This window comes from Nocardia miyunensis NBRC 108239, from assembly GCF_001613065.1.
GTDB classification, from domain to species: domain Bacteria; phylum Actinomycetota; class Actinomycetes; order Mycobacteriales; family Mycobacteriaceae; genus Nocardia; species Nocardia miyunensis.
The window spans coordinates 16,562-38,395 of sequence record NZ_BDBQ01000062.1; the positions used below are offsets into that span (position 1 = coordinate 16,562).

Annotated in this window: 15 protein-coding genes; 7 read left to right on the forward strand and 8 right to left on the reverse strand. The window is 67.3% G+C overall.

Annotated elements, in window-relative coordinates; translation table 11 throughout:
- Positions 1–42 precede the first annotated feature (42 nt).
- Positions 43–3,111 (reverse strand): carboxypeptidase regulatory-like domain-containing protein, encoded by a 3,069-nt coding sequence (locus NM2_RS26660; RefSeq protein ID WP_067674081.1) that lies wholly within the window; start codon positions 3,109–3,111, stop codon positions 43–45.
- Between the two features lie 297 nt (positions 3,112–3,408).
- Here NM2_RS26660 and NM2_RS26665 point away from each other — a divergent pair, with 297 nt between their 5' ends.
- Positions 3,409–4,029 (forward strand): TetR/AcrR family transcriptional regulator, encoded by a 621-nt coding sequence (locus NM2_RS26665; RefSeq protein WP_067674083.1) that lies wholly within the window; start codon positions 3,409–3,411, stop codon positions 4,027–4,029.
- Positions 4,030–4,217: 188 nt separating this feature from the next.
- Positions 4,218–5,039: a hypothetical protein gene (locus NM2_RS26670; RefSeq protein ID WP_067674085.1), complete on the forward strand. Its 822-nt coding sequence runs from the start codon at positions 4,218–4,220 to the stop codon at positions 5,037–5,039.
- 51 nt (positions 5,040–5,090) lie between these two features.
- Here the strand turns inward: NM2_RS26670 and NM2_RS26675 are convergent, their stop codons facing one another.
- Entirely contained in the window at positions 5,091–6,026 is a 936-nt protein-coding gene (locus tag NM2_RS26675; RefSeq protein WP_067674087.1) for an undecaprenyl-diphosphate phosphatase, read from the reverse strand.
- A 413-nt stretch (positions 6,027–6,439) separates the two neighbouring features.
- Here NM2_RS26675 and NM2_RS26680 point away from each other — a divergent pair, with 413 nt between their 5' ends.
- The gene (locus tag NM2_RS26680) at positions 6,440–7,408 is read left to right on the forward strand and encodes a GlxA family transcriptional regulator (protein ID WP_218025995.1); all 969 of its coding nucleotides are present in this window, start codon (positions 6,440–6,442) and stop codon (positions 7,406–7,408) included.
- Between the two features lie 214 nt (positions 7,409–7,622).
- On the opposite strand, the gene NM2_RS26685 is transcribed toward NM2_RS26680, so the two are convergent.
- Positions 7,623–9,914: an MFS transporter gene (locus tag NM2_RS26685; protein ID WP_084531580.1), complete on the reverse strand. Its 2,292-nt coding sequence runs from the start codon at positions 9,912–9,914 to the stop codon at positions 7,623–7,625.
- Positions 9,915–10,391: 477 nt separating this feature from the next.
- Here NM2_RS26685 and NM2_RS26690 point away from each other — a divergent pair, with 477 nt between their 5' ends.
- The 4 genes from NM2_RS26690 to NM2_RS26705 all read left to right on the forward strand — a co-directional run bounded on the left by NM2_RS26690 (position 10,392) and on the right by NM2_RS26705 (position 16,266).
- Positions 10,392–11,240: an LppX_LprAFG lipoprotein gene (locus NM2_RS26690; RefSeq protein WP_067674092.1), complete on the forward strand. Its 849-nt coding sequence runs from the start codon at positions 10,392–10,394 to the stop codon at positions 11,238–11,240.
- Between the two features lie 322 nt (positions 11,241–11,562).
- Positions 11,563–13,032: a fatty acid desaturase gene (locus NM2_RS26695; RefSeq protein WP_067674094.1), complete on the forward strand. Its 1,470-nt coding sequence runs from the start codon at positions 11,563–11,565 to the stop codon at positions 13,030–13,032.
- Between the two features lie 65 nt (positions 13,033–13,097).
- Entirely contained in the window at positions 13,098–14,276 is a 1,179-nt protein-coding gene (locus NM2_RS26700; RefSeq protein WP_067674097.1) for a type III polyketide synthase, read from the forward strand.
- A gap of 40 nt (positions 14,277–14,316) precedes the next feature.
- Positions 14,317–16,266 carry an ATP-binding cassette domain-containing protein gene (locus NM2_RS26705; protein WP_067674099.1) on the forward strand — a complete coding sequence of 650 codons (1,950 nt, stop codon included), beginning with the start codon at positions 14,317–14,319 and terminating at the stop codon, positions 16,264–16,266.
- 359 nt (positions 16,267–16,625) lie between these two features.
- On the opposite strand, the gene NM2_RS26710 is transcribed toward NM2_RS26705, so the two are convergent.
- The 5 genes from NM2_RS26710 to NM2_RS26725 are packed head-to-tail and all read right to left on the reverse strand — an operon-like array spanning position 16,626 to position 21,789.
- Positions 16,626–17,891, reverse strand: coding sequence for an ABC transporter permease (locus NM2_RS26710; protein ID WP_245718232.1), 1,266 nt, complete (start codon positions 17,889–17,891; stop codon positions 16,626–16,628).
- Positions 17,891–19,045 carry an ABC transporter permease gene (locus tag NM2_RS26715; RefSeq protein ID WP_067674102.1) on the reverse strand — a complete coding sequence of 385 codons (1,155 nt, stop codon included), beginning with the start codon at positions 19,043–19,045 and terminating at the stop codon, positions 17,891–17,893. Before NM2_RS26715 ends, NM2_RS26710 begins: the two co-directional genes overlap by 1 nt.
- A complete protein-coding gene (locus tag NM2_RS49365; RefSeq protein WP_157121324.1) occupies positions 19,042–19,179 on the reverse strand; it encodes a hypothetical protein in 138 nt (45 codons plus the stop codon). The genes NM2_RS26715 and NM2_RS49365 overlap by 4 nt, the downstream gene beginning before the upstream one ends.
- The gene (locus NM2_RS26720) at positions 19,176–20,690 is read right to left on the reverse strand and encodes an ABC transporter ATP-binding protein (RefSeq protein WP_067674104.1); all 1,515 of its coding nucleotides are present in this window, start codon (positions 20,688–20,690) and stop codon (positions 19,176–19,178) included. Before NM2_RS26720 ends, NM2_RS49365 begins: the two co-directional genes overlap by 4 nt.
- A 7-nt stretch (positions 20,691–20,697) precedes the next feature.
- The gene (locus NM2_RS26725) at positions 20,698–21,789 is read right to left on the reverse strand and encodes a BMP family lipoprotein (RefSeq protein WP_067674106.1); all 1,092 of its coding nucleotides are present in this window, start codon (positions 21,787–21,789) and stop codon (positions 20,698–20,700) included.
- Between the last annotated feature and the right edge of the window lie 45 nt (positions 21,790–21,834).

The window sequence follows — 21,834 nt, forward strand, 5'->3', positions numbered from 1 at the left end:
GGGTGATGCCGCGGCGGTGGCGTGGTTGGCGAACCGCGCGGATCAGGATCCGGTGAGGCCGTCGTAGCCGAGCATCAGATCGTGGACGACTCTGCTGCCGGTCACCCTGACCCGGCTGCTCACCGGCGGATAACCCCTGGTGACCACGGTGTAGCGGCCCGCGTCGAGGTCGGGGACGGTGTAGCGGCCGTTGTCGTCGGCATAGGCGTGCGCGATCGGCTCGCCCGTCGCATCGAGCACCGTAACCTGCGCATCCGGCACCGCACCCGCATCGGTCCGCACCCAGCCCGCGAGCGCGGACAGCGGCGTCATATCGATGTCGTAGCGCACCTGGCCGCTTTCGGGGACGGTCAGGGTCGTCGCGACGGGGCGCATGTGTTCGGCGTTGGCGACCAGGGTGTAGTCGCCCGATACCAGGCCGAAGCACTGGTAGCCGCCGTCGACGTCGGTGATCGTCGCGCCGACGACCTCGCCGCGCAGGTCGGTCAGCGTCACGGCGGCGTCGGCGAGCGGCGCACCGCCGGTCCCCCGGACCACCCCCGTCAGTTCACCCGAACCGAGCAGGGTGACGTGCTGATGCTGCGGCCCCGAGCCCGGATGCACCGTGACGGCCACCGGTCCGTACCCGTTCGCCGACACGATCAGCACATGGCTGCCCGTCTCCGGCACGTCGATGCGGTAACTGCCGTCGCTGCCGCCGGTCGCACGCGAAACCTGGTGTCCCAGTTGATCTATCAGCGTCAGTGCGACGCCGGGCACCGGATGGCCGGTCCCGCTGTGGACATGACCGGCGATCCAGCGGCCGTCACCGGAGGACGGCGAATCGACTACCGGCCACGCACGCACCGAAGTCGACACCCGCGCACGCCGCGCCGCGCCGCGCACCGGCAGCGGTTGTCCCGCGGTCGCCAATTGCGCTTGGACGGCGAACAATTCACGACTGACCGCATGAGCGCCGACGCGATATTCGCTGCCCCGCACCGGGATTTCCAGACGTGCGGCGAGATCGCCCAGCAGATCGTCCAGATATCCGAGGTAGTGCAGCACGTGCCGCAGCTGGGCGTTGGCCGAGGAGACGGACAGGGCCTCCTGCAACCGCTGAATGTCCGCGGCCTGGCGGACCCAGAGCTCGACGGACTCCGTGGCCGCGCTCTCGCTGTTCGCGGCCCGGTCCGCCACGATCCGCGCCAGACCATCGATCGAATCGGACAGGTTGCCGGTGATCCGCAGCAGCAACTCCCGCTGCCCCGAGGTCAGCACCGCCCGACCGCTGCCACCCGACATCTCCCGGGCGCAGACCGCGGCCGTGCGCAGCACCGAGCGAATCTCCTCGGCGGCTTCGTCGCCGGGGCTGCCCGGAAGACGAACCAGTGAGCGGGAGAACCTGTTCAGCTCGTGCGCCGCCTGGTCCACCGCTCGGGCCTGTTCCCGGGTGCCGTCGGCCCCGGCCGCGCCGCTCCAGACCTCGCCGGACTCCCGCACGAAAGTGGCCAGCGAGTGCACGTGGTTGGCCTCGGCGTGGCGCTTCAGCGTGCGCGTCGCGATGGGCAGGACCACCAGGGCGACCAGCGTCGCGATGACCGCGCCCAGGGCGTTCTCGCCCGCGCGCAACACCACAACCGAGTCCTCGTAACCCCCGGTGAAGGAGTAGAGCTGGATGAGAGCGAACGCCAGCGTGCCGGACCACACCTCGTAGTAGGCGCTGATCGAGTAGGCCCCCAACACCAGAGATACGACCAGCAACGCCAGCGTCGCCATCGGGTGGTGGGCCCCGAGGAACTCGGCGACGCCGATGCCGAGGAAGCCGCCGACGAGCGTGCCCAGGACACGCTTGATCGTCTTGCGCACCCGATCGTGCGAGGAGTCGGTGTTGCTCAACACGGTGAACGCGCCGATGACGGCCCAGTAGAACCGGTGACCGTTCAGCGCGTCACCGAGCGGAATGGCGATCATCAGCGTGATCAGCATCTGCACAGCGATGCGCAGCTGGGGGTTCGGCTTGCTCCAGAAGTTCCAGGGGCCGGACATGCCGCCGGCGTCCAGCACCCGTCCGGCCAGCAGATTGGTGCCGGGGAGCTTGCCCGCGACCAGTTCCACGGGCGTGCTGAAGGGCTCGTCGTCGACGTCGGCCTCCAGGTCCTCATCGGACGCGGTGGTCCAGGCGTCGCTGACGCGGTGCAGTTCGCCGAGCAGGGCGACGATCCGATACAGCGTCGAGACGAGCTGCTCGTGTTCGAGCTCCCGCGAATCGCTCTCGTGCTCGGACAGCCATTCGAGCAGCCGGGCGGTCGAGGCGGGAAGGGCGTCGTCGTGCCGGCGGCCGCCCCGGTCGAGACCGGTCAGCGCGGCCAGCAGATGCGCGCGAAGCTCCGCCGGCAGCGGGCGGCCGGACAGCTGAATCACGGTGCGGCCGAGCGCCTGTGCGGCCAGTTCGGTGTCGAAGACCAGCCGGTGCAGCCGGTCGGCGGACCGGCTCGAGCTCGCGGCGGTCGCCAGGTAGCCGTCCACCAGCATGGCCGACTCGTTGAGATGAGTCATCTCGTCGGAGAGTTTGCGGATCGCGCGGGTGGTCGGAGCCTCGGACGCGATCAGCCGGGTGGACCGCTCCACGACATACCGGGTGCGGGCGAGGAATCCACGTTCGACGTGCACGAGACCGGTTTCCGGACGCATCCGGCACAGCACCACCTGAACCACGGCCGCCGCGACCGCCGCGACCGCGACGATCGGCGCGATGTACGCCATTTTCGACAACTGCAGAGGCACCAGGACGCCGCTGAGGTAACCGCAGAAGACCATCACGCCCGAGTCCTGTCCGAACTCGCCGAAGAATGCGGGCGCCGAGAGTTGCACCACGACAGCCAGGGCGGCCACGATCAGCGCGAGAACCCGGTACTGCTCGACCTCGATCGCGCAGAACAGTGCGATCAGGAATGCCGGGATGCCCCAGACGCAACGCACGGCCAGCCTGCCCGCCTTGGGCCCGGCGACGGTCAGGCCGAGCAGCAGTCCGACCATGCCGCCGTACGTCAGACCGAATATGGCCGACTGCCCCAGCGCGAGTGCCATCCCGTAGCCCACGGCCAGACAGGCGACGAAAACCGTCAACATCCGCCAGGCCGCGCGCAGGCGAGCCAGGGCCGGATCGGTGGCCTGTAAGTAGTCACGTAGGCGTATGGGCCACGCCGGGCGGCAGGTCGGGCACCTGCCGCCGCTGCCGAAAACACTCGACAAAACGTCGTTCTCCTTGTTACGCAAAGTTTTTCAATCGCCCGTGGGGCCCGTCCGGCCGCACCACGCGCACGGCATCGTTGCCGCGACCCCACCGCTAGTTCATTAGACAGGCTAAGTTATTTTCTTTATTATTGCAAGTATGCATCGCTGCAAGTTTGCGGTAAAATAACTTATGTGAACAGTGCGAGCGCCGGTGTCGGCCTCCGGGAACGCAAGAAGCAGCAGACCCGAGAGGCCCTGCACCGCGCCGCGATTCGCCTCTACGCCGAGCACGGCCCGGATTCGGTCACGGTCAACGACATCTGCGCCGCCGCCGACGTCTCGCCGCGCACGTTCTTCAACTACTTCGATTCCAAGGAAGACGCCGTCCTGGACTGGCACGAGGAGCAGGCCGGTGGCGCGCTGGCCGAGCGAATCGCCGCCCGCCCGGCCGAGGAGGCCCCGCTGGACGCGGTTCACCAGGCGATCAACGCCGGTATCCGCCGCCTGCAGAACCGTCCGACCTGGCGCGAATACCAGCAGATGGTGCGGCAGAACCCTCGCCTGGTCCCCACCGCCTACGCCGAGAGCCGCCGCACCCTTGCCGCGATGACCGAGGGCGTCGCCCGCCGCACCGGCCTGTCCCCCGAGGACCTCTATCCCCGAGCTCTGGCCGGCGCCGCCCACGCCATCACCCGCGCGGCCCTGACCGAATGGAACCCGGAAGACCCCACCTCCGACCTCCTGGCCATCATGAACACCTGCTTCGAGATGCTCGTCTCCGGATTCCCGCCCCCGCAACCGACTGTCGAATGAAACTGGTTGCCTTCCTGTAGCTTTCACCGATCGAGGTCGCCCCGGCAAGGCTGAGGCCGGTATCACGGAAGGGGCGCGGGCCAGAGCGAGGTCGCGAAAATCGCCTGGCTTCGACGACGGTGGGACGGATACGCTCGGGCCCGCGCGGCGGTCCGTCCAGCCCCGTCGCGGGAACGGAGAGCCACGGGATGGCCGATTCGCAGAACGCCGGTGATCGACCGGAACCGGGTGGTGTCGATCCTACGGTGCGGCAAGCTGATCCGTCCTTTTCGAAGGACGGCGCGCCGGAGCAGGGTCTCGCCTACTACAGCAGCCCTGGGCAGGGAAATCCCGCGCCGTGGCCGTACCCGCCACAGACTCGGCCCGACCGGACGGGCTGGATCATCGGCGGCATCTTCGCGGTGGTCGTGGTGTTGGGTATCGGGGTCGGCATCGGGATGCTGGCCGGGGGCTCGGGCTCGTCCGGGACGGCGGGCAATCCTGTTGCCGCGCCGTCGATCTACTCGATGGATGGGGTCGGCAATGCCTGCGATCTGGTCGACACCGGGCCGTTGAAGAAATGGTCGTCGACGCCCATCAGCGCGCCCGAGCATCGGGAGGAGCGGCCCGGGCCCGACGGCGGCGGCAGCCTGAGTTGCCGGATCGGCTACTCCACCGACGGTGATCCGCTGCAAGAGGCGCGCATCCTGCTCGACGTCGATTTCACCAACGGGAGCGCACCGCCGTACTACGAGCACTGGGAGAAGCGCGAGACCGGCAAGATCGGGGCGGGGCTGTCCTCGGGGAAGGTCACCGGGCTCGGATCGGAGGGCTACTGGCACTCGGAGGTGACCGGCGATCTGGTCATCGATACGAGCTACATCGTGTGTGTCCTGGCCGACAACGTCACGGTGCACGTCCAACTCCAGTTCGTCCGGGACAAGGACGTCTCCCAGGTGAGCCGCGACAACCTCGATCCGATCGCTCGGGCGCAGGTCCGCGCGACACTGGACAAGCTCCGAAAGTCCTAGCGGCCGAAGCGATTCGCTTCCCGCGCGAAAATACCCCGCCGCGTAGCGATTTCACCCGAAATGGATGACCGATATCGCTCCGACCACGAGGCAGTAGGCCGCGAACGGGAGGAGGGTGCGAGTTCGGAAGTGACGCTCCAGGAATCGCACCGCCAGCCATGAGGATGTTCCGGATACGATGGCGCCCACCAGGATCGGGCCGCGGATGGCGGCCAGGCGGGGGTCGCTCAGTTCGGGTGCTTCGAACAGTCCCGCGCCCAGGATGGTGGGAGTGGCGAGCAGGAAGGCGAATTTGGCCGCGTGTTCGTTCTCCAGGCCGCGCCACAGGCCGCCCACCATGGTCAGGCCCGCGCGGCTGAAGCCGGTCAGCAGGGCGCCGGCCTGAGTGAAACCGATGCCGATGGCGTCCAGGAAGCTCAGCGCCGCCAGCGGACGATCCGCTTGGCGGGGTATGCGGCGTTCAGCGGTGAGCAGTGCGCCGTGCGCCTCGCGCCGGGCGAACCGGCGACCGTATTCGGCCAGCGTCGGCTCGTTGCGGCGGCGTAATCCCTCGCCCAGGACCAGCACGACACCGTTCAGGGTCAGGAAGATACTGGCGTCCTCGGGAGTGTCGAATGCCGCGTGCAGCGCGCGATCCAGCAGCGGCCCGAGCACCGCGACGGGAACGGTCGCGATCACGATCAACCAGGCCAGCCGCTGTGGAACGGTTTCCGCGCGCCGGGTGCGCAGGGTCGACAGAAATCCGGAGACGATGGCCAGCCAGTCGCGCCGATAGAACCCCAGCAGCGCCACCGCGGTCGCCACGTGCAGGACGACCACGAATGCGAGATACGTTGCGCCCCTGTCGGATTTGTTCACACTGACCGCCTCCCAGTGGCCGCCGAACCAATCCGCGACAAGCACGGAGTGGCCGAGACTCGAAACGGGGAACAGTTCGGTGACACCCTGCACCGCGCCGATGACGGCGGCTTGAGAGTACGTGATCATCGGCAGGAGTTTCGCACGCGCGCCGGGCGTTCACCCTGGCAGTCCCGACGATGTACCGGATGCCCGAATAGTCTTGTATACCAGTGATTTTCATCTCAATTCAAGATCAATAAACCGCACCCCAGCACACCTCGAGCAATCCCGGCGCACGTGCGACACGGGCAGGTAATCCGGCGGACATCTGTTGCGACACAACCGTTACAAAGGAGAATTCGCCGAACCACCTGAGGCACAACAGAACCGCGAATTCACCGTTCGGAATCGTCGACAATGGCCGGAAAGAGAACCGTATTGATCACGCCATCGCCCGATCCGGGCATGTTCGTCACTCTCGGTCGTATATTCAGGGTGACCGGCCGATATCGTGCCCCGAAAGTGGCGTGATCGACACTCGTAAAGTTTATTCTGCCACCGTGAATCGGTTTCATCGTATCGCCGCCGTGGTGACCCCGCCGCAGTCGACATTCGAACTGGCTTGTGTCGCAGAAGTATTCGGTATCGAACACCCCGGCGTCCCGACCCGCTATGCGTTCGACGTCTGCGCGGAGACCCCGGGCGCGCTGCCCACCAAGGCGGGGTACCGGATGCTCGTCGACCACGGTCTCGACGCCCTCCGCACGGCCGATTCGATCTTCGTGACCGGCTGGCCGGACCGGGACGAACGGCCCTCGGCCGGGTTGACGCGCGCGGTGTGCGAGGCGCATCGGCGCGGGGCGCGGATCGTCGGAATCTGTTCGGGCACTTTCGCACTCGCGGCCATCGGGCTGCTGGACGGGCGGGAGGCGACCACGCACTGGCGGATGGCCGAGGAACTCCGGGAACGGTACCCGCGGGTGCGGGTGCGACCGCACGCGCTGTACGTGAATCACGGCGACGTCGCGACCAGCGCGGGCACCGGCGCGGCCATCGATCTGGCCCTCGAACTCGTCCGCCGCGATTTCGGCGCGGCATACGCGGCCGATATCGCCCGGCACATGGTCCTGCCGCCACACCGGGAGGGCGGCCAGCGCCAGTACACCCGGACTCCCCCGCGCCGCCGCACGCCCCAGCCCGATATGCTCGCCCCCGCCCTGTCCTGGATCGAGGACAATCTGCACCGCCCGATCGCCGTCGACGAACTCGCCGCCCGATGCGCGGTCTCCCCTCGAACGCTGGCCCGCCTGTTCGACCGGCACCTGGGCACGACACCGGGAAAGTGGTTGATGCACAGAAGAATTCATCACGCCTGCGCGCTACTCGAACGCACCGACGCAACCGTCGCCGCCGTCGGCGCGGCCACCGGCTTCCCCGACCCGTCCAACTTCCGCCGACGTTTCGCCCACGAGGTCGGCACCACCCCCAGCGACTACCGCCGCACCTTCGCCCAGCCCCCGGGGCATTGAGCGAATTCGCCATCGCACAGGCCATGCCGTCGAAGACACGACCGTCACCGCCGCCCGCCGTACCGCGCAGCGCCGAACAGCCATGCGGCAGAGGCATTCCCGCCGATCGACGAGCACCGGACCGGCACACGGTCCGATACGGAACGACGGCCGCTCCGGACGGAATCACTTGTTGCGGTGAGGTTCCGGCCGGAGCGGCCATCACAGCGCGGACCTAGTGAACCGGCAACGAGGCCGCCTCGTCGTACCCCAGTTCCAGATCGTGGTGGATGCGCTCGCCCGCCACCCGGACGCTGCTGGCCACCGACGGGTAGCCGCGGGTGACCACCGCGTAGCGGCCCGCGGGCAGATCCGGGACCAGGTAGCGGCCGCTCTCGTCGGTGCGGGCGGCGGCGACGAGCTGTCCGGCCTCGTCCAGCACCGTGACCTGAGCGTCGGGAACGACCCGGTCACCGGCCTGCACCGCACCGGCCAGGGTCGCGGTCGGGGCGAGGTCGACGTCGTGCCGCAGTACGCCGCTCTCGGGCACGACGACCGTGCTCGCGGCGGGGCGCATGTGGTCGGCCACGACGACAACGGTGTGCGCGCCCGGGGTGACGGCGCAGGTGAACGCGCCGTCCGCCCCGGTGACCGCGGCTCCGACGACCTCACCGTGCGCATTGGTCAGCGTGACGGTCGCACCGGCCACCGGCAGGCCGCCCGGACCGCGCACCGATCCGGTCAGCTCACCCGAACCCGGCAGCGTGACCGTCAGCAGCCGTGGTCGCGCGCCGACGGCGACGGTGACCGCGACCGGCCGGTGTCCGTGCGCCGAGGTGATCAGCACGTAGTTGCCCGGAGCGGGCGCGGTGATCCGGTACCCGCCGTCCGCATCGCCGGTCACCCGCGAAACCTGTTGTCCGCGTGGATCGATCAACGTCAGCGCGGCACCGGAGACAGGCTGCCCTCCGGTACGCCGCACGTAACCCACGACCGCGGGCCCCGCGCCCGCATCGAGCTCCGGAATCGACCGCACGCCAACCGGATCGAGGCCTTCTGAGGCATCGATGATCCGTTGCGCCGGAACGACTTCCGCTTCGAACTCCGCCGAATGCGCCAGCTCGACGGACTTCGTCGCCCGGGCCCGCCCGGACGGAATGAACACGCTGACGAGCGCCGCCCCCGCGGAGACCGCGCCCAGGAACCAGAAGACGTTGGCATATCCCGAATCCGCCGGAAGTCCGTGCGCCGCATGCGCACCCGAGGTCAGGATGACCGAGGAGATCGCACTGCCGATCGCCCCGCCCACGGTCCGCACATTGGCGTTCACCCCGGTCGCCGCGCCGGTCTGCGCGGGCGGCACCGCGGCCACGATGATGGCCGGCATCGAGGAGAAGGCCATGCCGATACCGATGCCCAGCAGCACGGCGGCCAGGTAGATCTCCCAGCTCTGATCGTGCCCGAGCGCGAGCAGGAAGAAGGCGGGCGCGGTGATCAGGGTGCCCAGCAGCACGATCGCCTTGGAACCCAGCCGCGCGGCCAGCGGGCCGATGGCCAGGCCGATGACGAACATCGCCACCGACAGCGGCAGCAGATCCAGCCCGGATTGGGTGATACTCGCGCTGAGCCCGTATCCGGCAACGGCTTTCGGCGTCTGCAGCAACTGCGGCAGGAACGTCATCATCGCGTACATCGCCGCGCCGGTCAGCACCGCGACGATATTGGTCGTCCACACCGCCCGAATTCGCATCGTGCTCATATCGATCAGCGGTGTCTCGGAACGGATCTCGACCACGACCCACGCGACCGCGCACACCACGGCCAAGGCGAACAGACCCAGGGTGGTCCCCGAACCCCAGCCCCACTTCGGCCCCTGGCTCACCGCGAGCAGCAGGGCGACCAGCCAGGCGGACAGCAGAATCGCTGCGCCCCAATTGATCCGGCCTGGGCTGCGCACCGGCGATTCGGGCACGAACAGCACCGCGGCGACCGCGGCGACCGCCGTGATGATCATCGGTATCCAGAACAGCCAGTGGTAGCTCAGGTGATCGACGATCGGACCGGCCAGCACCAGTCCGAGCCCGGAGCCGACGGCGATCATCGAGGAGGCGATGCCCACCGCGCCGTTCAACTTGGCCATCGGGAATTCGTCGCGAATGATGCCGAACGCCAACGGAATCACGCCGCCGCCCAGACCCTGGATGACCCGGGCGACGATCATCACGCTCACCGATTCGGTGAGCGCCGCGATGAGCGAGCCGACCGTGAGCCCGACGAGCGTGACGACGAGCATCCGCTCCTTGCCGACCTTGTCACCGATCCGGCCGAGGATCGGCGTGGCCACCGAGGCCGCGAGCAGATAAGCGGTCATCAGCCAGGTCGCGGTGCTCTGCGTGGTGTGCAGGGCCGGAATCAACAGCGAGAACACCGGTACGACCATCGACTGGAGCATCGCGTACGCGGCGATCCCGAGCAGCAGGACCGCGAAGACGACGTTGTAGTGCGGGCGGGTCTTCACTAGCGCCATGAGATACGGGTTCCCTCCCCGGAGAGACTAAGCGGAGACTTTCTCCGTTTATACTCACGGTAACAGAAACCGGGGCAGACGCTCCAGGTGAGAACTGTGATCTGCGACTCGAAAACCCGGCATACAGCCGGGCTGCGGGTCCGCGTCCACGCCATTATTTGAAGCGTCTTGCGACACAGATCAATTCCCGGTACGGGATAATTTCCCACCACTGGGAGGTGGTGAGCCCGCCGCGCGCATGTGAAACACCGATTGCCGCAGGGCTCGGCCCTGCTCCGGCCCCACCGGCCCGATTCGGTGATGATCTGTGCGCCGGCGAGTTCGACTAACCGGTCGACATCCATGCGGCGGTGCTGGTTGAATGCCCGTGTTCGCTCGACCGAGCGTACGTCGGCACAGTGCCGCATATCGCGACTCGCGCCGAGTCGCAGACGCGCATCTCGACCGAGTTACCGAAGAACCTCCGGGGGTTGACATATGACAGATCTCAATTCGCTCGACCGACCCGTCCGCCGGTCTCGGCGGACCACCGCGAAGACGGTGGGCGCGGCGGTGCTGGCGACCTCACTGCTCGGCGCGCTCGTCGCGGGCTGCAGCTCGAACTCCTCCGACACGTCCGCCTCCGCATCGAGCACCCCCGCCGCGCCGCCGCCCAGCCAGCTCCCGGACGGCGCGCAGCTGATCTCCGAATCCTCCAAGACCACCGAGACCCTGCACTCGGTACACCTGGACATCAAGGTCAGCAACATTCCGAATCTGCCGGTCGACACCATCTCCGCCGATGTCACCAATCAGCCCTCGGGTCAGGCGATCGGCGAGGCGAGCATCCGCCTGAAGGAAGGCGACCCGTTCACCAAGACCAAGTTCCTGGCGGTGGACAAGAAGATCTACGTCTCCGGCGACGGCACCAAGTACGTCCCGGTCGGCGACACCCAGAAGGTCTACGACCCGGGCGTGATCCTGGACAAGGACAAGGGAATCGCCAACGTCATCGCGCACGTGAAGGACGCGAAAGCCGTTTCCCGCCAGACGATCAACGGCGTGAACACCGTCAAGGTCTCCGGCACCATCGATCCCACCGTGATCGACCCGGTCGTGCCGAAGATCGGTGACAAGGTCCAGGGCAGCCTGCCCATCACCCTGTGGATCACCGACGTCGCGCCGCCGTCGTCCGGCACCGCGGCGACCAGCCTGCCCTCGACCGCCGCCTCCCCCGGGACGGGCCCGAACCTGGTGCAGGCCACGGTGACCAAGGACAAGGGCACCGCCCAGATCGACCTGTCCAACTGGGCCAAGCCCGTCACCGTCACCAAACCGGCCGGCTGATTCCACATGAGCCGGTAGTCCGGACATGCGAGCCGGTCCGGGATCGCGTGACGGCGGCACTGTGCTGCCGTACGCCTCCCGGACCGGCTCGCGCCTATCGTTCCGGACGTCCGCGGGGGATTCCGGCCGGTGAGTTCCGGCATCGTTCCGCGCCCGAATCCCGGCGCCGGAACGCGGATCTCGGCCCGCTTAAGGGATTGTTCAGTCAAATACAAGGCGCCGCACGGAATCTGAACGCAACGACGCTCGAACGCGACGCCGGCCGGAGAACCTGATCGGCAGCACGGCCTCGAACAGCCGATCAGACATGGAGGTAAGAGAGATGACGACCGACCGCCCGGAAGTGCAGGAGCGGGAGGAGTTCAGTCGACCTCCCATTCCCGACGGGCCTCCGCCGGTCTCCAATGTCTGGATCTACAACGGCAAAGCTTACGATCTCAGCGATTGGATTTCCAAGCATCCCGGCGGAGAATTCTTCATCGGCCGGACGAAGAATCGGGACATCACGTCCATCATCGGCTCGTATCACCGCGAACCCGAGCGGATCGCGCGGATGCTCGAGCGATACTCGCTGGACCGTCAGGCCCTGCCCGAGGACATCCACCCGAAGAACAACGCCCCGGACTTCCTGTTCACCGAGGGCTTCGACAGCTGGACCGACACCCCCAAGTACCGCTTCGACGACGAGAACGACCTGCTGCACAGGATCAAGGCACGACTGCGCGAGCCGAAACTCGCCGCGCGCCTGGATCGTATGGACCGGATATTCAACATCGTCGCGGTTCTGCTGACCATCTCCTATTTCGCGGTCGAGAGTCTGCGGCTGTTCGAGCGCAGCTGGATTCCGTTGCCGGTCTTCGTGATCGCGATGGTGCTGCTGCGCAGTTCCGTGGCGGGTTTCGGGCACTACGGGATCCATCGAGCCCAGAAGGGGCTCAACAAGATATTCACCAACGCCTTCGATTTCAATTACGTGGCACTGTCTTTCGTGACCGCGGACGGCCACGCCCTGCTGCATCATCCGCACACCCAGAGTGAAGTCGACATCAAGAAGAACGTCTTCACCATGATGATGCGCATTCCGCGGGTATATCGGATTCCGGTGCACACCGTCCACAAATTCGGGCACACCATCACCGGAATGACGATCCGCCTGCTGGACGTGTGCCGCCTGACCCGCAAGGTCGGTGTCAAGGACATGTACGGCACCTGGGGCGGTGCGCTGCCGCATTTCATCGGATCCTTCGCGGTGCGATTCCTGCTGCTGGGCGAGCTCGTCGCCTTCGCGCTCGCGGGCGACTTCTGGGCCTGGGCACTGCAATTCGTGATCACGCTGTGGATCAGCACCTTCCTGGTCGTCGCGAGCCACGACTTCGAGGAGGAGGTCGGCGAGCTGCCCGAGGCCGATACCGAGGACTGGGCGGTCAACCAGCTCGAGCAGGCCTACGACCTGACCGTGGTCGGCAACCGCTACGTCGACTGCTTCCTGTCCGCGGGACTGAGCTCGCACCGCGTGCACCACGTATTGCCGTTCCAGCGCAGCGGTTTCGCCAATATCGCCACCGAGGACGTGGTGCGCGAGGAGGCGGCGAAATTCGGCGTCGAATGGCTTCCGGCGAAGAGTTTCTTCACCGATCGTTTCCCGAAACAGTGCCGCACCTACCTGCTGGCCCCCTCACGCGATGCGCAGGAACGCGATTGGGGCTTCGTCCGTGAGCACTTCGCACCGGACGCGCTCAAGACCTGCGCGGTCTACATGGTGCAGGGATTCACCGGAATCGGAACGGTGTAAACAGATTTCGCAATCACCGCGCCACGATTCCGGCGTGTGGATGTTTCGCTAGAAGGGGAGAATCAGTGAGTATCACGTTCGATGCGGGGGGCGCGATCCGGCCTGAGGCAACCGGGGAGCACGCCCTGGCTCAGTTGCCGCCCGCGCCGCCGACCACGGTGGGCGTCATCGAATTCATCGCCACCGGTGCGCCCGGCCGGGTCATGGACCAGGCCGCCTCCGCCGAGCAGGTGGCCACGCTGTTCGCCGATCCGGCACAGCGGGCGCGCATTCCGCGGATCTACAGCAAGACGATGGTGCGGACCCGGCAGCTCGCGGTCGACCCGCTCGATCCGGAATTCCTGGAATTCAGCCGCAAGCCCGCGACCATCCGCGATCGGATGAATCTGTTCTTCCGGCACGCGGTTCCGCTCGCGGTCGACGTCGCCGGACGCGCGGTGGCGGGCCTGGCCGACCCGGCCGAGGAGATCGGGCTGCTGGTGTTCGCCACCAGTACCGGATTCATCGCGCCCGGGGTGGACGTCGCGGTGGTCAAGCAGCTGGGCCTCTCGCCCACGGTGGGCCGGGTGATGGTGAACTTCATGGGCTGCGCCGCGGCGATGAACGCCATGCGCACGGCCGTGGATTACGTTCGCGCACATCCTGATAAGAAGGCGCTGGTCGTCTGCCTCGAGCTGAGCTCGGTCAACGCCGTGTTCGACGACGACATCAACGACGTGATCACGCACAGCCTGTTCGGCGACGGCTGCGGCGCGGTCGTCATCGGCGCGGGCCAGGTGCATCAGCCGCTCGCACCCGGCCGCGTGGTGATCCGCGAGAGCTTCAGCCATCTGCTCGACGACGCCGAGGACGGCATCGTGCTGGGCGTCAACCACCACGGCATCACCTGCGAGCTGTCCGAACAGCTGCCCCGATACATCTACACCGGCGTCGATCCGGTGATCGAAAAGATTCTGGACCGCAATGGATTACGGAAATCCGACGTCGATCTGTGGGCGATCCACCCGGGTGGTCCCAAGATCATCGAGGAGTCCGCGCGGTCTCTGGGCATCTCCGCCGAACAGGCCGCGCCGAGCTGGGATGTGCTCGCCCGATACGGCAATATGCTGAGCGTTTCGCTGATCTTCGTCCTGGCGGAGATGATCCGGTCGGATTCCTCCACGAGGCCGATATCGACCGGTGTCGCCTTCTCCTTCGCGCCCGGAGTCACCCTCGAGGGGATGCTCTTCGACATCATCCGCTGACAGCGCGCCGCGGCCCCACCGAGTCGAAAGACGAAGCATCATGCAACTCATCCGATTTCTGATCTCGATCTCCTGGACGCGGATCACCGCAGTCATCGCCGCCGGACTGGTCTGCGGTGTCGCGAACACCTATCTGGTGACATTGATCCGGGGGGTCGTGTCACCACCGCCGCATCCGCCGGTCACCATCACCAGTTTCGTATCGGCGGCCGTGGTCATCCTGGTCAGCGGCGTGCTGTCGCAACTGCTGCTGATCCGGCTGGCCCAAGACGCGATCTACCGGCTGCGCGCCGACCTGAGCACCGGAATCGTCTCCGCCCCACTGGAACACCTCGAGCGCCTGGGCACACATCGCCTCATGGCGACGTTGACCGAGGACGTGCGTTCGCTGTCCGAGGCGGTCACCGCGATTCCGAGCATCTGCGTCGACGTGGCGACCATCGTGGGCTGTTTCGTGTTCCTCGCGATCGTCTCGGGCCCGATCTTCGCCGTGACGATCGCGGGCACGCTGCTCGGAATCGCCTGTGTCGAACTGGTTCTCAAGCGAGTGCGCGGGCTGTACCGGGCCGCGCGCGAGCACGAGGACGGGCTGCTGGGCTCGTTCCAAGCGGTCACTCTCGGCATCAAGGAACTCAAACTGCACCGGGGCCGCCGCCGCGACTTCATGGATCGGCATCTGCTCGGATCGGCCCGCGATGTGCGGGCGCGCAATGTGGAGGCGGGATCGAAATTCTCACTGGCACAAGGGTTCGGGCAGTTGCTGCAACTGGGCACGATGGCGGTGATCCTGTTCGTGCTGGCCTCGGCGATGCATCTGTCGCTGGATGTGATGGTCGGCTACGTCCTGGTGACGACCTTCCTGGCGATGCCGATGCAGAACTTCATGCACCGCATGCCGGATCTGGTCCGCGGCGATGTCGCGCTGGCGAAGATCCGCACCATGAACCTGTCCATGGAGACGTTGCACGACGAGGAGGCGCTGCCGTACACCGAGCGACCGCCCGCAGAGCCGGAACCGCTGGTGCTGACGAATGTGAGCTACAGCTACCGGACCGAAGCGCCGCCGCCGGTGCCGCCGATCCCGGGTGCGCCTCCCCCGCCCGGAATGCCGCCGATGCCCGGCGGTCCCGGTCGCGGTGTGAAACGCGCGCGCGGTGGGCACCCCGCGGGCGCGCACCACGGTCGGCCCGCGGACGCACCCGATGGGCGGCCGGCGGGCGCGCCACTTCCTCCGCCGCCCGGCGCCCAGCCGCCCGGTGGCGCTCGGCCGGACGTCAATGGTCGGCGGCACCTGGATCACGGTCGGCCCGACAGCCGTCCGGTGCCGATGGCCCCGCCTCCGGGTGGTCCGGTCGAACCCGGTGACGACGATTCGGGCTTCGCGCTCGGCCCGCTGAATCTGGTCTTCGAACCCGGGCAGATCAGCTTCGTCATCGGCGGCAACGGCAGCGGCAAATCGACTCTGGCCAAACTGATCACGGGCCTGTACGTGCCGCGAACCGGTTCGATCTCGTTGGGGCAGGAGCGGATCGATCACGAGAACATCGAGTGGTTCCGGCAGAACTCCTCGGCGGTGTTCACCGATTTCCACCTGTTCGAGGACTACCTGGGCTTCGACCGTCCGGGAATCGACGAGGAGGTGCGCGGCTACCTCGAGGAGTTGCAGATCGCGCACAAGGTGACGGTGCAGGACGGACGGCTGTCCACCATCGCCCTGTCCCAGGGACAGCGCAAACGCCTGGCCCTGCTCACCGCCTTGCTCGAGGACCGCCAGATCTACGTCTTCGACGAATGGGCGGCCGATCAGGAACCTCGATTCCGCGAGGTGTTCTACACCGAGATCCTGGCCGGACTGAAGCGTCGCGGCAAGACGGTCATCGTCATCACCCACGACGACCGGTACTTCGACCACGCCGACCAGATCGTCAAGCTCGACTTCGGCAGGGTCGTCGAGGCGGCCGCCACGGCCAGCGAGGCTGTGGTCCGGTGAATTGCTCCGGCCGACAACAATATTCGATGCTGGCCACATCTCGCTCGCACACATGTGGCTCGAAGAGCGACACTTCCCGGCCCCCTGCTCATCAGCTCTGGCAAGGGGCCGTCAGGTCTGCGCCCGCCCCGGGCTGGGCAGGATGGCAACAGCGGCAACCATTCCGCCTCGTCTCCGGCCATCAGTCATCGCCCCCGGCAGCCTGGCTGACCGCACAGTTCGACCAATCGCAACGCTCCCGTTGCCTCCTCATGGTGAACGCGACCGGCTGGACTGCGGGCGAACTCCAGCACTCATGGTGGGATGCGGCCCCCATCTGATCCCTGTTCCACCCTCATCCGGTGATACGCAGGTGATCCCTACTGCGCAACGTACGGCTCCCCGCCCGCCCGCGGCGGGCGCACCTGCCCGACCGCACCGGCCACGGCGATCACGGTCAGCAGGTACGGGGTCATCTGCAACACCTCGGTCGGGATGGGCGTCGCGAGCACCTGCAACTGCCCCTGCAAGGCCTTGGTGAATCCGAAGAACAGTGCGGCGCAAGTGGATCCGATGGGATTCCACCGCCCCATGATCACCGCTGCCAGGGCGATGAAACCGTTGCCTGCCGCCATCTCCTTGGTGAACCCGCCGGTCGAGCCGATGGTGAAATACGCACCGCCCAGTCCCGCGACGGCACCGCCCAGCAGCACGGCCTGATAGCGAATGCGCAGCACGCCGATTCCGACCGTGGCCGCGGCGCGGGGATGTTCGCCGACCGCGCGCACCCGCATACCCCACCGGGTGCGGTACAGCACCACGGTGATCACGACGACCAGCAGCACCATCGCGTACACCAGCGCGGTCTGCTCGAAGATCGTGGGCCCGAGGATCGGGATCCGCGAGAGCACCGGCACCGCGATCGGCTGCATCGTCCCGGGCTCGTCGAACCGGGCGGAACCGTCGGGCAGGGCGGTCAGCTGGTCGAACAGGTAGCCGGTGAGTCCGGTGGCGAATACCACCAGGACCACGCCGAGCACGATCTGATTGACCAGATAGCGGATCGAGAACACCGCCAGCAACCACGCGATGGCGACCCCGGCCAGCATCGCGGCCACCGCGCCGACCAGGAAACTACCGCTCATCGTTGCCACGATCGCCGCGGCGCAGGCGCCCGCGAGCAACTGCCCCTCGATCGCGATGTTGATCACGCCCGCACGCTCGCACAGCACACCCGCGAGCGCACCGAGGATCAGCGGTGTGGACAGCGCCAGGGTGCCCTGGATCTGATTGGTCAGCGGGAACGTTTTGCCCGCCGCGGCCCAGCAGATGAACGTCACCACGAAGGCGACCCCGAACAACGCGAACAACGCGCCCGACCACCGTCGCGGCAACCCCCGCCACAGCTGGACCACCGCGATGACCAGCGCGACCACCGAGAGCACCCACCCCGTGGCGGCCGCGGGCAGGCGCACCGCGGCCGAGCCGGAGACGGACAATCCGAAGGCGACCGCACCGGATCGGGTCACCGCCGCCAGCCCCAGCGCACCGAGCGCGAACACCACCAGCAGCACACCCAGTCGCACTCTCCGGCGTCGCCCCTCCGGCGACTCCCGCACCGCGACAACAGGTTCCGGCACAGCCATCAGTTCCATCCCTTCGCCGCCACGGCCTCCGCGCGCTCGGCCCGGATCCGGAACACCGTGCGCACCAGCGCGGGCGCGGCGACCAGGACCACGATCACCGCCTGCAACACCGTCACCAAGGTCAGCGGTGTCCCGGTCGCGGCCTGCATCTCCTTGCCGCCCGCATCGAGCGCGCCGAACAGCACAGCGGCGCAGACGGTTCCGAGCGGAGTGCCGCGTCCGAGCAGAGCCACGGTGATGCCGTCGAAGCCGAACGATCCGGCGATCCCGTTCGTCAGCGGCAGATCGGTGCCGACCACCTGCTGCGCTCCGGCAAGACCGGCCAGCGCGCCCGCGATCAGCATCGCCATCACATAGGCGCGGCCGACATTGATTCCGGCGGTGCGCGCGGCGTCCGGGTTCGCGCCGACCGCACGCAGGCGCAGGCCCAGCGTCGAGCGCGACAGCAGCCACCACACCAGCACCGCCGCGAGCACCGCCACCAGCAGTCCCAGATGCAGCCGGGTACCGCCGAACCGGGGCAGCTGCGCGCTCGGGTCCACCACGGGGCTGATCGGCTCGTGGCTGCCGGGACGTTGCAGCGCGGTGGTGGTCAGCAGCCAGGTCAGCGCGTAGAGCGCGATGTAGTTGCCCATGATGGTGGCGATCACCTCGTGAGCCCCGGTGCGCGCCTTGAGGATTCCCGCCAGCGCACCCCAGACCGCGCCACCGGCGATTCCGGCCGCGATGGCGGCCGCCACATGCAAACCCGGCGGCAGATGCACCGCGAAACCCACCCACCCGGCGGCCAGCGCACCGGCGATCAGCTGCCCTTGTGCGCCGATGTTGAACAGCCCGGTCCGGAACGCCAGGGTGACCGACAAACCGGTGCAGATCAGCGGCGTCGCCGCGACCAGAGTTTCGGCGATCTGCTGACGCCCGCCGAACGCGCCCAGGAACAACGCTCGATAGGTATCGCGCACCGCACTCGCCGCCGCGGTGAACGTATCCGCCGGCCGGGCGAAGAAATAACCCGCCGCATCGGTCACCGCGGAGTTGCTCACGATGATCAGCACCGCGCCGACGACCAGGGCCAGCACCACGGCCAAAGCGCTGACCACCAACTCCCGCAACCACTTCCGATTCGTGATCGCGCGCACCCCGATGTCCGTCATCGCGCCTCCTGCGTCGGGACCCCGGCCATCGTCGGGCCGAGCCGATCACGCGGAGCGCGCCGACCCGCGACACCCGCGATACAACCGCCGCACATCACCAAGTCCACGGTCGCGCGCACCCCGATGTCCGTCATCGCGCCTCCTGCGGTGGCCGCACCCCGGCCATCATCAGGCCGAGCCGATCACGCGGGGTGTCCGGACCCGCGCTCCCCACGATGCGCCCGCCGTACATCACGAGGATCCGGTCCGAGAGCGCGTAGATCTCATCCAGTTCGGCCGAGACGATCAATACTGCCGCGCCCCGATCACGCTCTCGGACAATGCGTTCGTGCACGAACTCGATGGACCCGACATCCAGGCCGCGGGTGGGCTGACCGGCGACGAGCAGCTCGAGCGGCCGGGACATCTCCCGTGCCAGCACCACCTTCTGCTGATTGCCGCCCGAGAGCGCACCGACCGGATCCGCCGCCGATCCGGTGCGGATGTCGAACTCCTCGATGCGCCGGGACGCATTGCGCCGCACCGCGTTCGGTGACAGTACGCCGTGCCGGGAGAACTCCGCGCCGTCGACCAGATCGAGGATGAGGTTCTCCGCGACGCTGAAGCTTCCGATCACACCGTCGTGCGAACGATCCTCGGGCACATAGCCGATGCCGGCGTCCAGGTGTTCGCGCGGGGAGCGGCCCACCAACTCGGCGCCCCGCACGGTGATCGATCCCCGCACCGGTGTGCGCAGTCCCAGCAGTGCGGTGATCAATTCCGACTGCCCGTTGCCGACCACGCCCGCGATGCCGACGATCTCACCGGCCTCGACCTGGAACGACACGTCGTCCACCACAACCGATCCCGCCGCGTCGACGACGGTCACACCGTCCACGGCCAGCACCGGCCCGCTCGGCCGGGCCGGGGATTTGGCCACCACGAGTTCCACCGACCGGCCGACCATCAGCTCCGCGAGTTCGCCTTCGGGCGTGGCGGGATCGACCGTCGCGACCACCGCGCCGCGCCGGATCACCGTGATGCGATCGGCGATCCGGGTGACCTCCCCCAGCTTGTGCGAGATGAAGATGATCGAGGTGCCGCTCGCGGCGATCGCACGCAATACCTCGATCAATTCGTCGGTTTCCTGCGGAGTGAGCACCGCGGTCGGCTCGTCCAGGATGAGTACCTCGACCTCGTGCGCGAGTGCCTTGAGGATCTCCACCCGCTGCTGCTCGCCGACCGACAGATCGGCCACCGTCGCATCGGGATCTACCGGAAGCCCGTGACGCTGCGACAACTCGAGCACCCGCCGCCGCGCCGCCGCGTGATCCAGCAGGCCGAAACGGGTCCGCGGCTCACGGCCGAGGATCAGGTTCTCCGCGACCGTGAACACCGGCACCAGCATGAAATGCTGGTGCACCATGCCGATTCCGGCGGCGATCGCCGCCCGGGGCGACGCGCACGTCCACGGCTTTCCGTCGAGCAGTATCTGCCCCTCGTCCGGTTGCAGCAGGCCGTAGAGGATGTTCATCAGCGTGCTCTTGCCTGCGCCGTTCTCCCCGAGCAGACAGTGCACCTCCCCCGGTTCGACCACCAGATCGATCCGATCGTTGGCCACCAGGGTGCCGAATCTTTTTGTCAGGCCGCGTAATTCGAGCCGCATCGGAACATCATCCGACAGGTTGGGACTTGGACGCGATGGTGACCTTCCCAGCAGCGAGATCAGCTGCCAGCGCGGTGATTTCGGACTTCAGCCCGGACGGGACGGCGGCATCGAAACTGTGATAGGGAGCCAGGCTCACGCCCTTGTTCGTCAACGTCCCGACATAGGACGCGTTGCTGAAGTGCTTGTGGTACGCGTCGGTGATCACTTTGTCCACCGCGACGTCCATCGACTTCTTCACACTGCTGAGCAGCACCGAACAGTATTCCGCGGCGCTCACACAGCCATCGGTGTCGACCCAGACAGCGGTCACTTTGCCGCCGGAGGATCTCGCCGCCTCGAGCGCGCCCAGTCCGGCCGGACCGGCCACCGGCATCAGCACGTCCGCGCCCTGACTGATCAGATCGTTGGCCTTGGCCTTGGCGGTGTTCTTGTCGGAGAAGTCGTTGGTGATCACGCCCTGCTGGGTCGCCTCGTCCCAGCCGAGCAACTGCACCTGTTTGCCCTTGTGCTGGTTGTAATACGAGACGCCCTCGGCGAACCCGTCCATGAAGATGGCCACGGTCGGAATGTTGATCCCGCCGAAGGTGCCCACCTTGCCGGTCTTGGACATGCCCGCGGCCAGGTACCCGCCCAGGAATGCGGGCTGGGCCGCGTTGAAGGTCAGGCCCTGCAGGTTGGGCAGCGGTGGATTCTTGACCGTGTCGGTGTACGCGTTGTCCACGATCGCGAAGTCGATATTCGGATTCGCCTTGGCCGCAGCATATGTCGCATCGCCGAGCTTGAAGCCGACGGTCACGATGATGTTGCATCGCTGCCGGACCATGGTGTCGATGTTGCCCGGATAGTCGTTGTCGGACTTGGATTCCAGCTGCGCCTTCGACAGGCCCAGCGCGGTGACCGCGTCGGTGAGGCCCTTGTAGGAGGTCTGGTTGAACGACTTGTCATCGAAGCCGCCGGAGTCGGACACCATGCACGCCTTGAAATTCGCGGCGCCGGGCGCTGCCGCGGCTCCCTGTTTCGCGGGCGGGCTGCCGCACGCGCCGACGGTCAGGGCGAGAACGCCCACGGTGGTCAGAGTACGCAGCCAGCTACCCATATGTGCCTCCTGAAACGGGTATCGGGCAACATATCCCAACCCGGC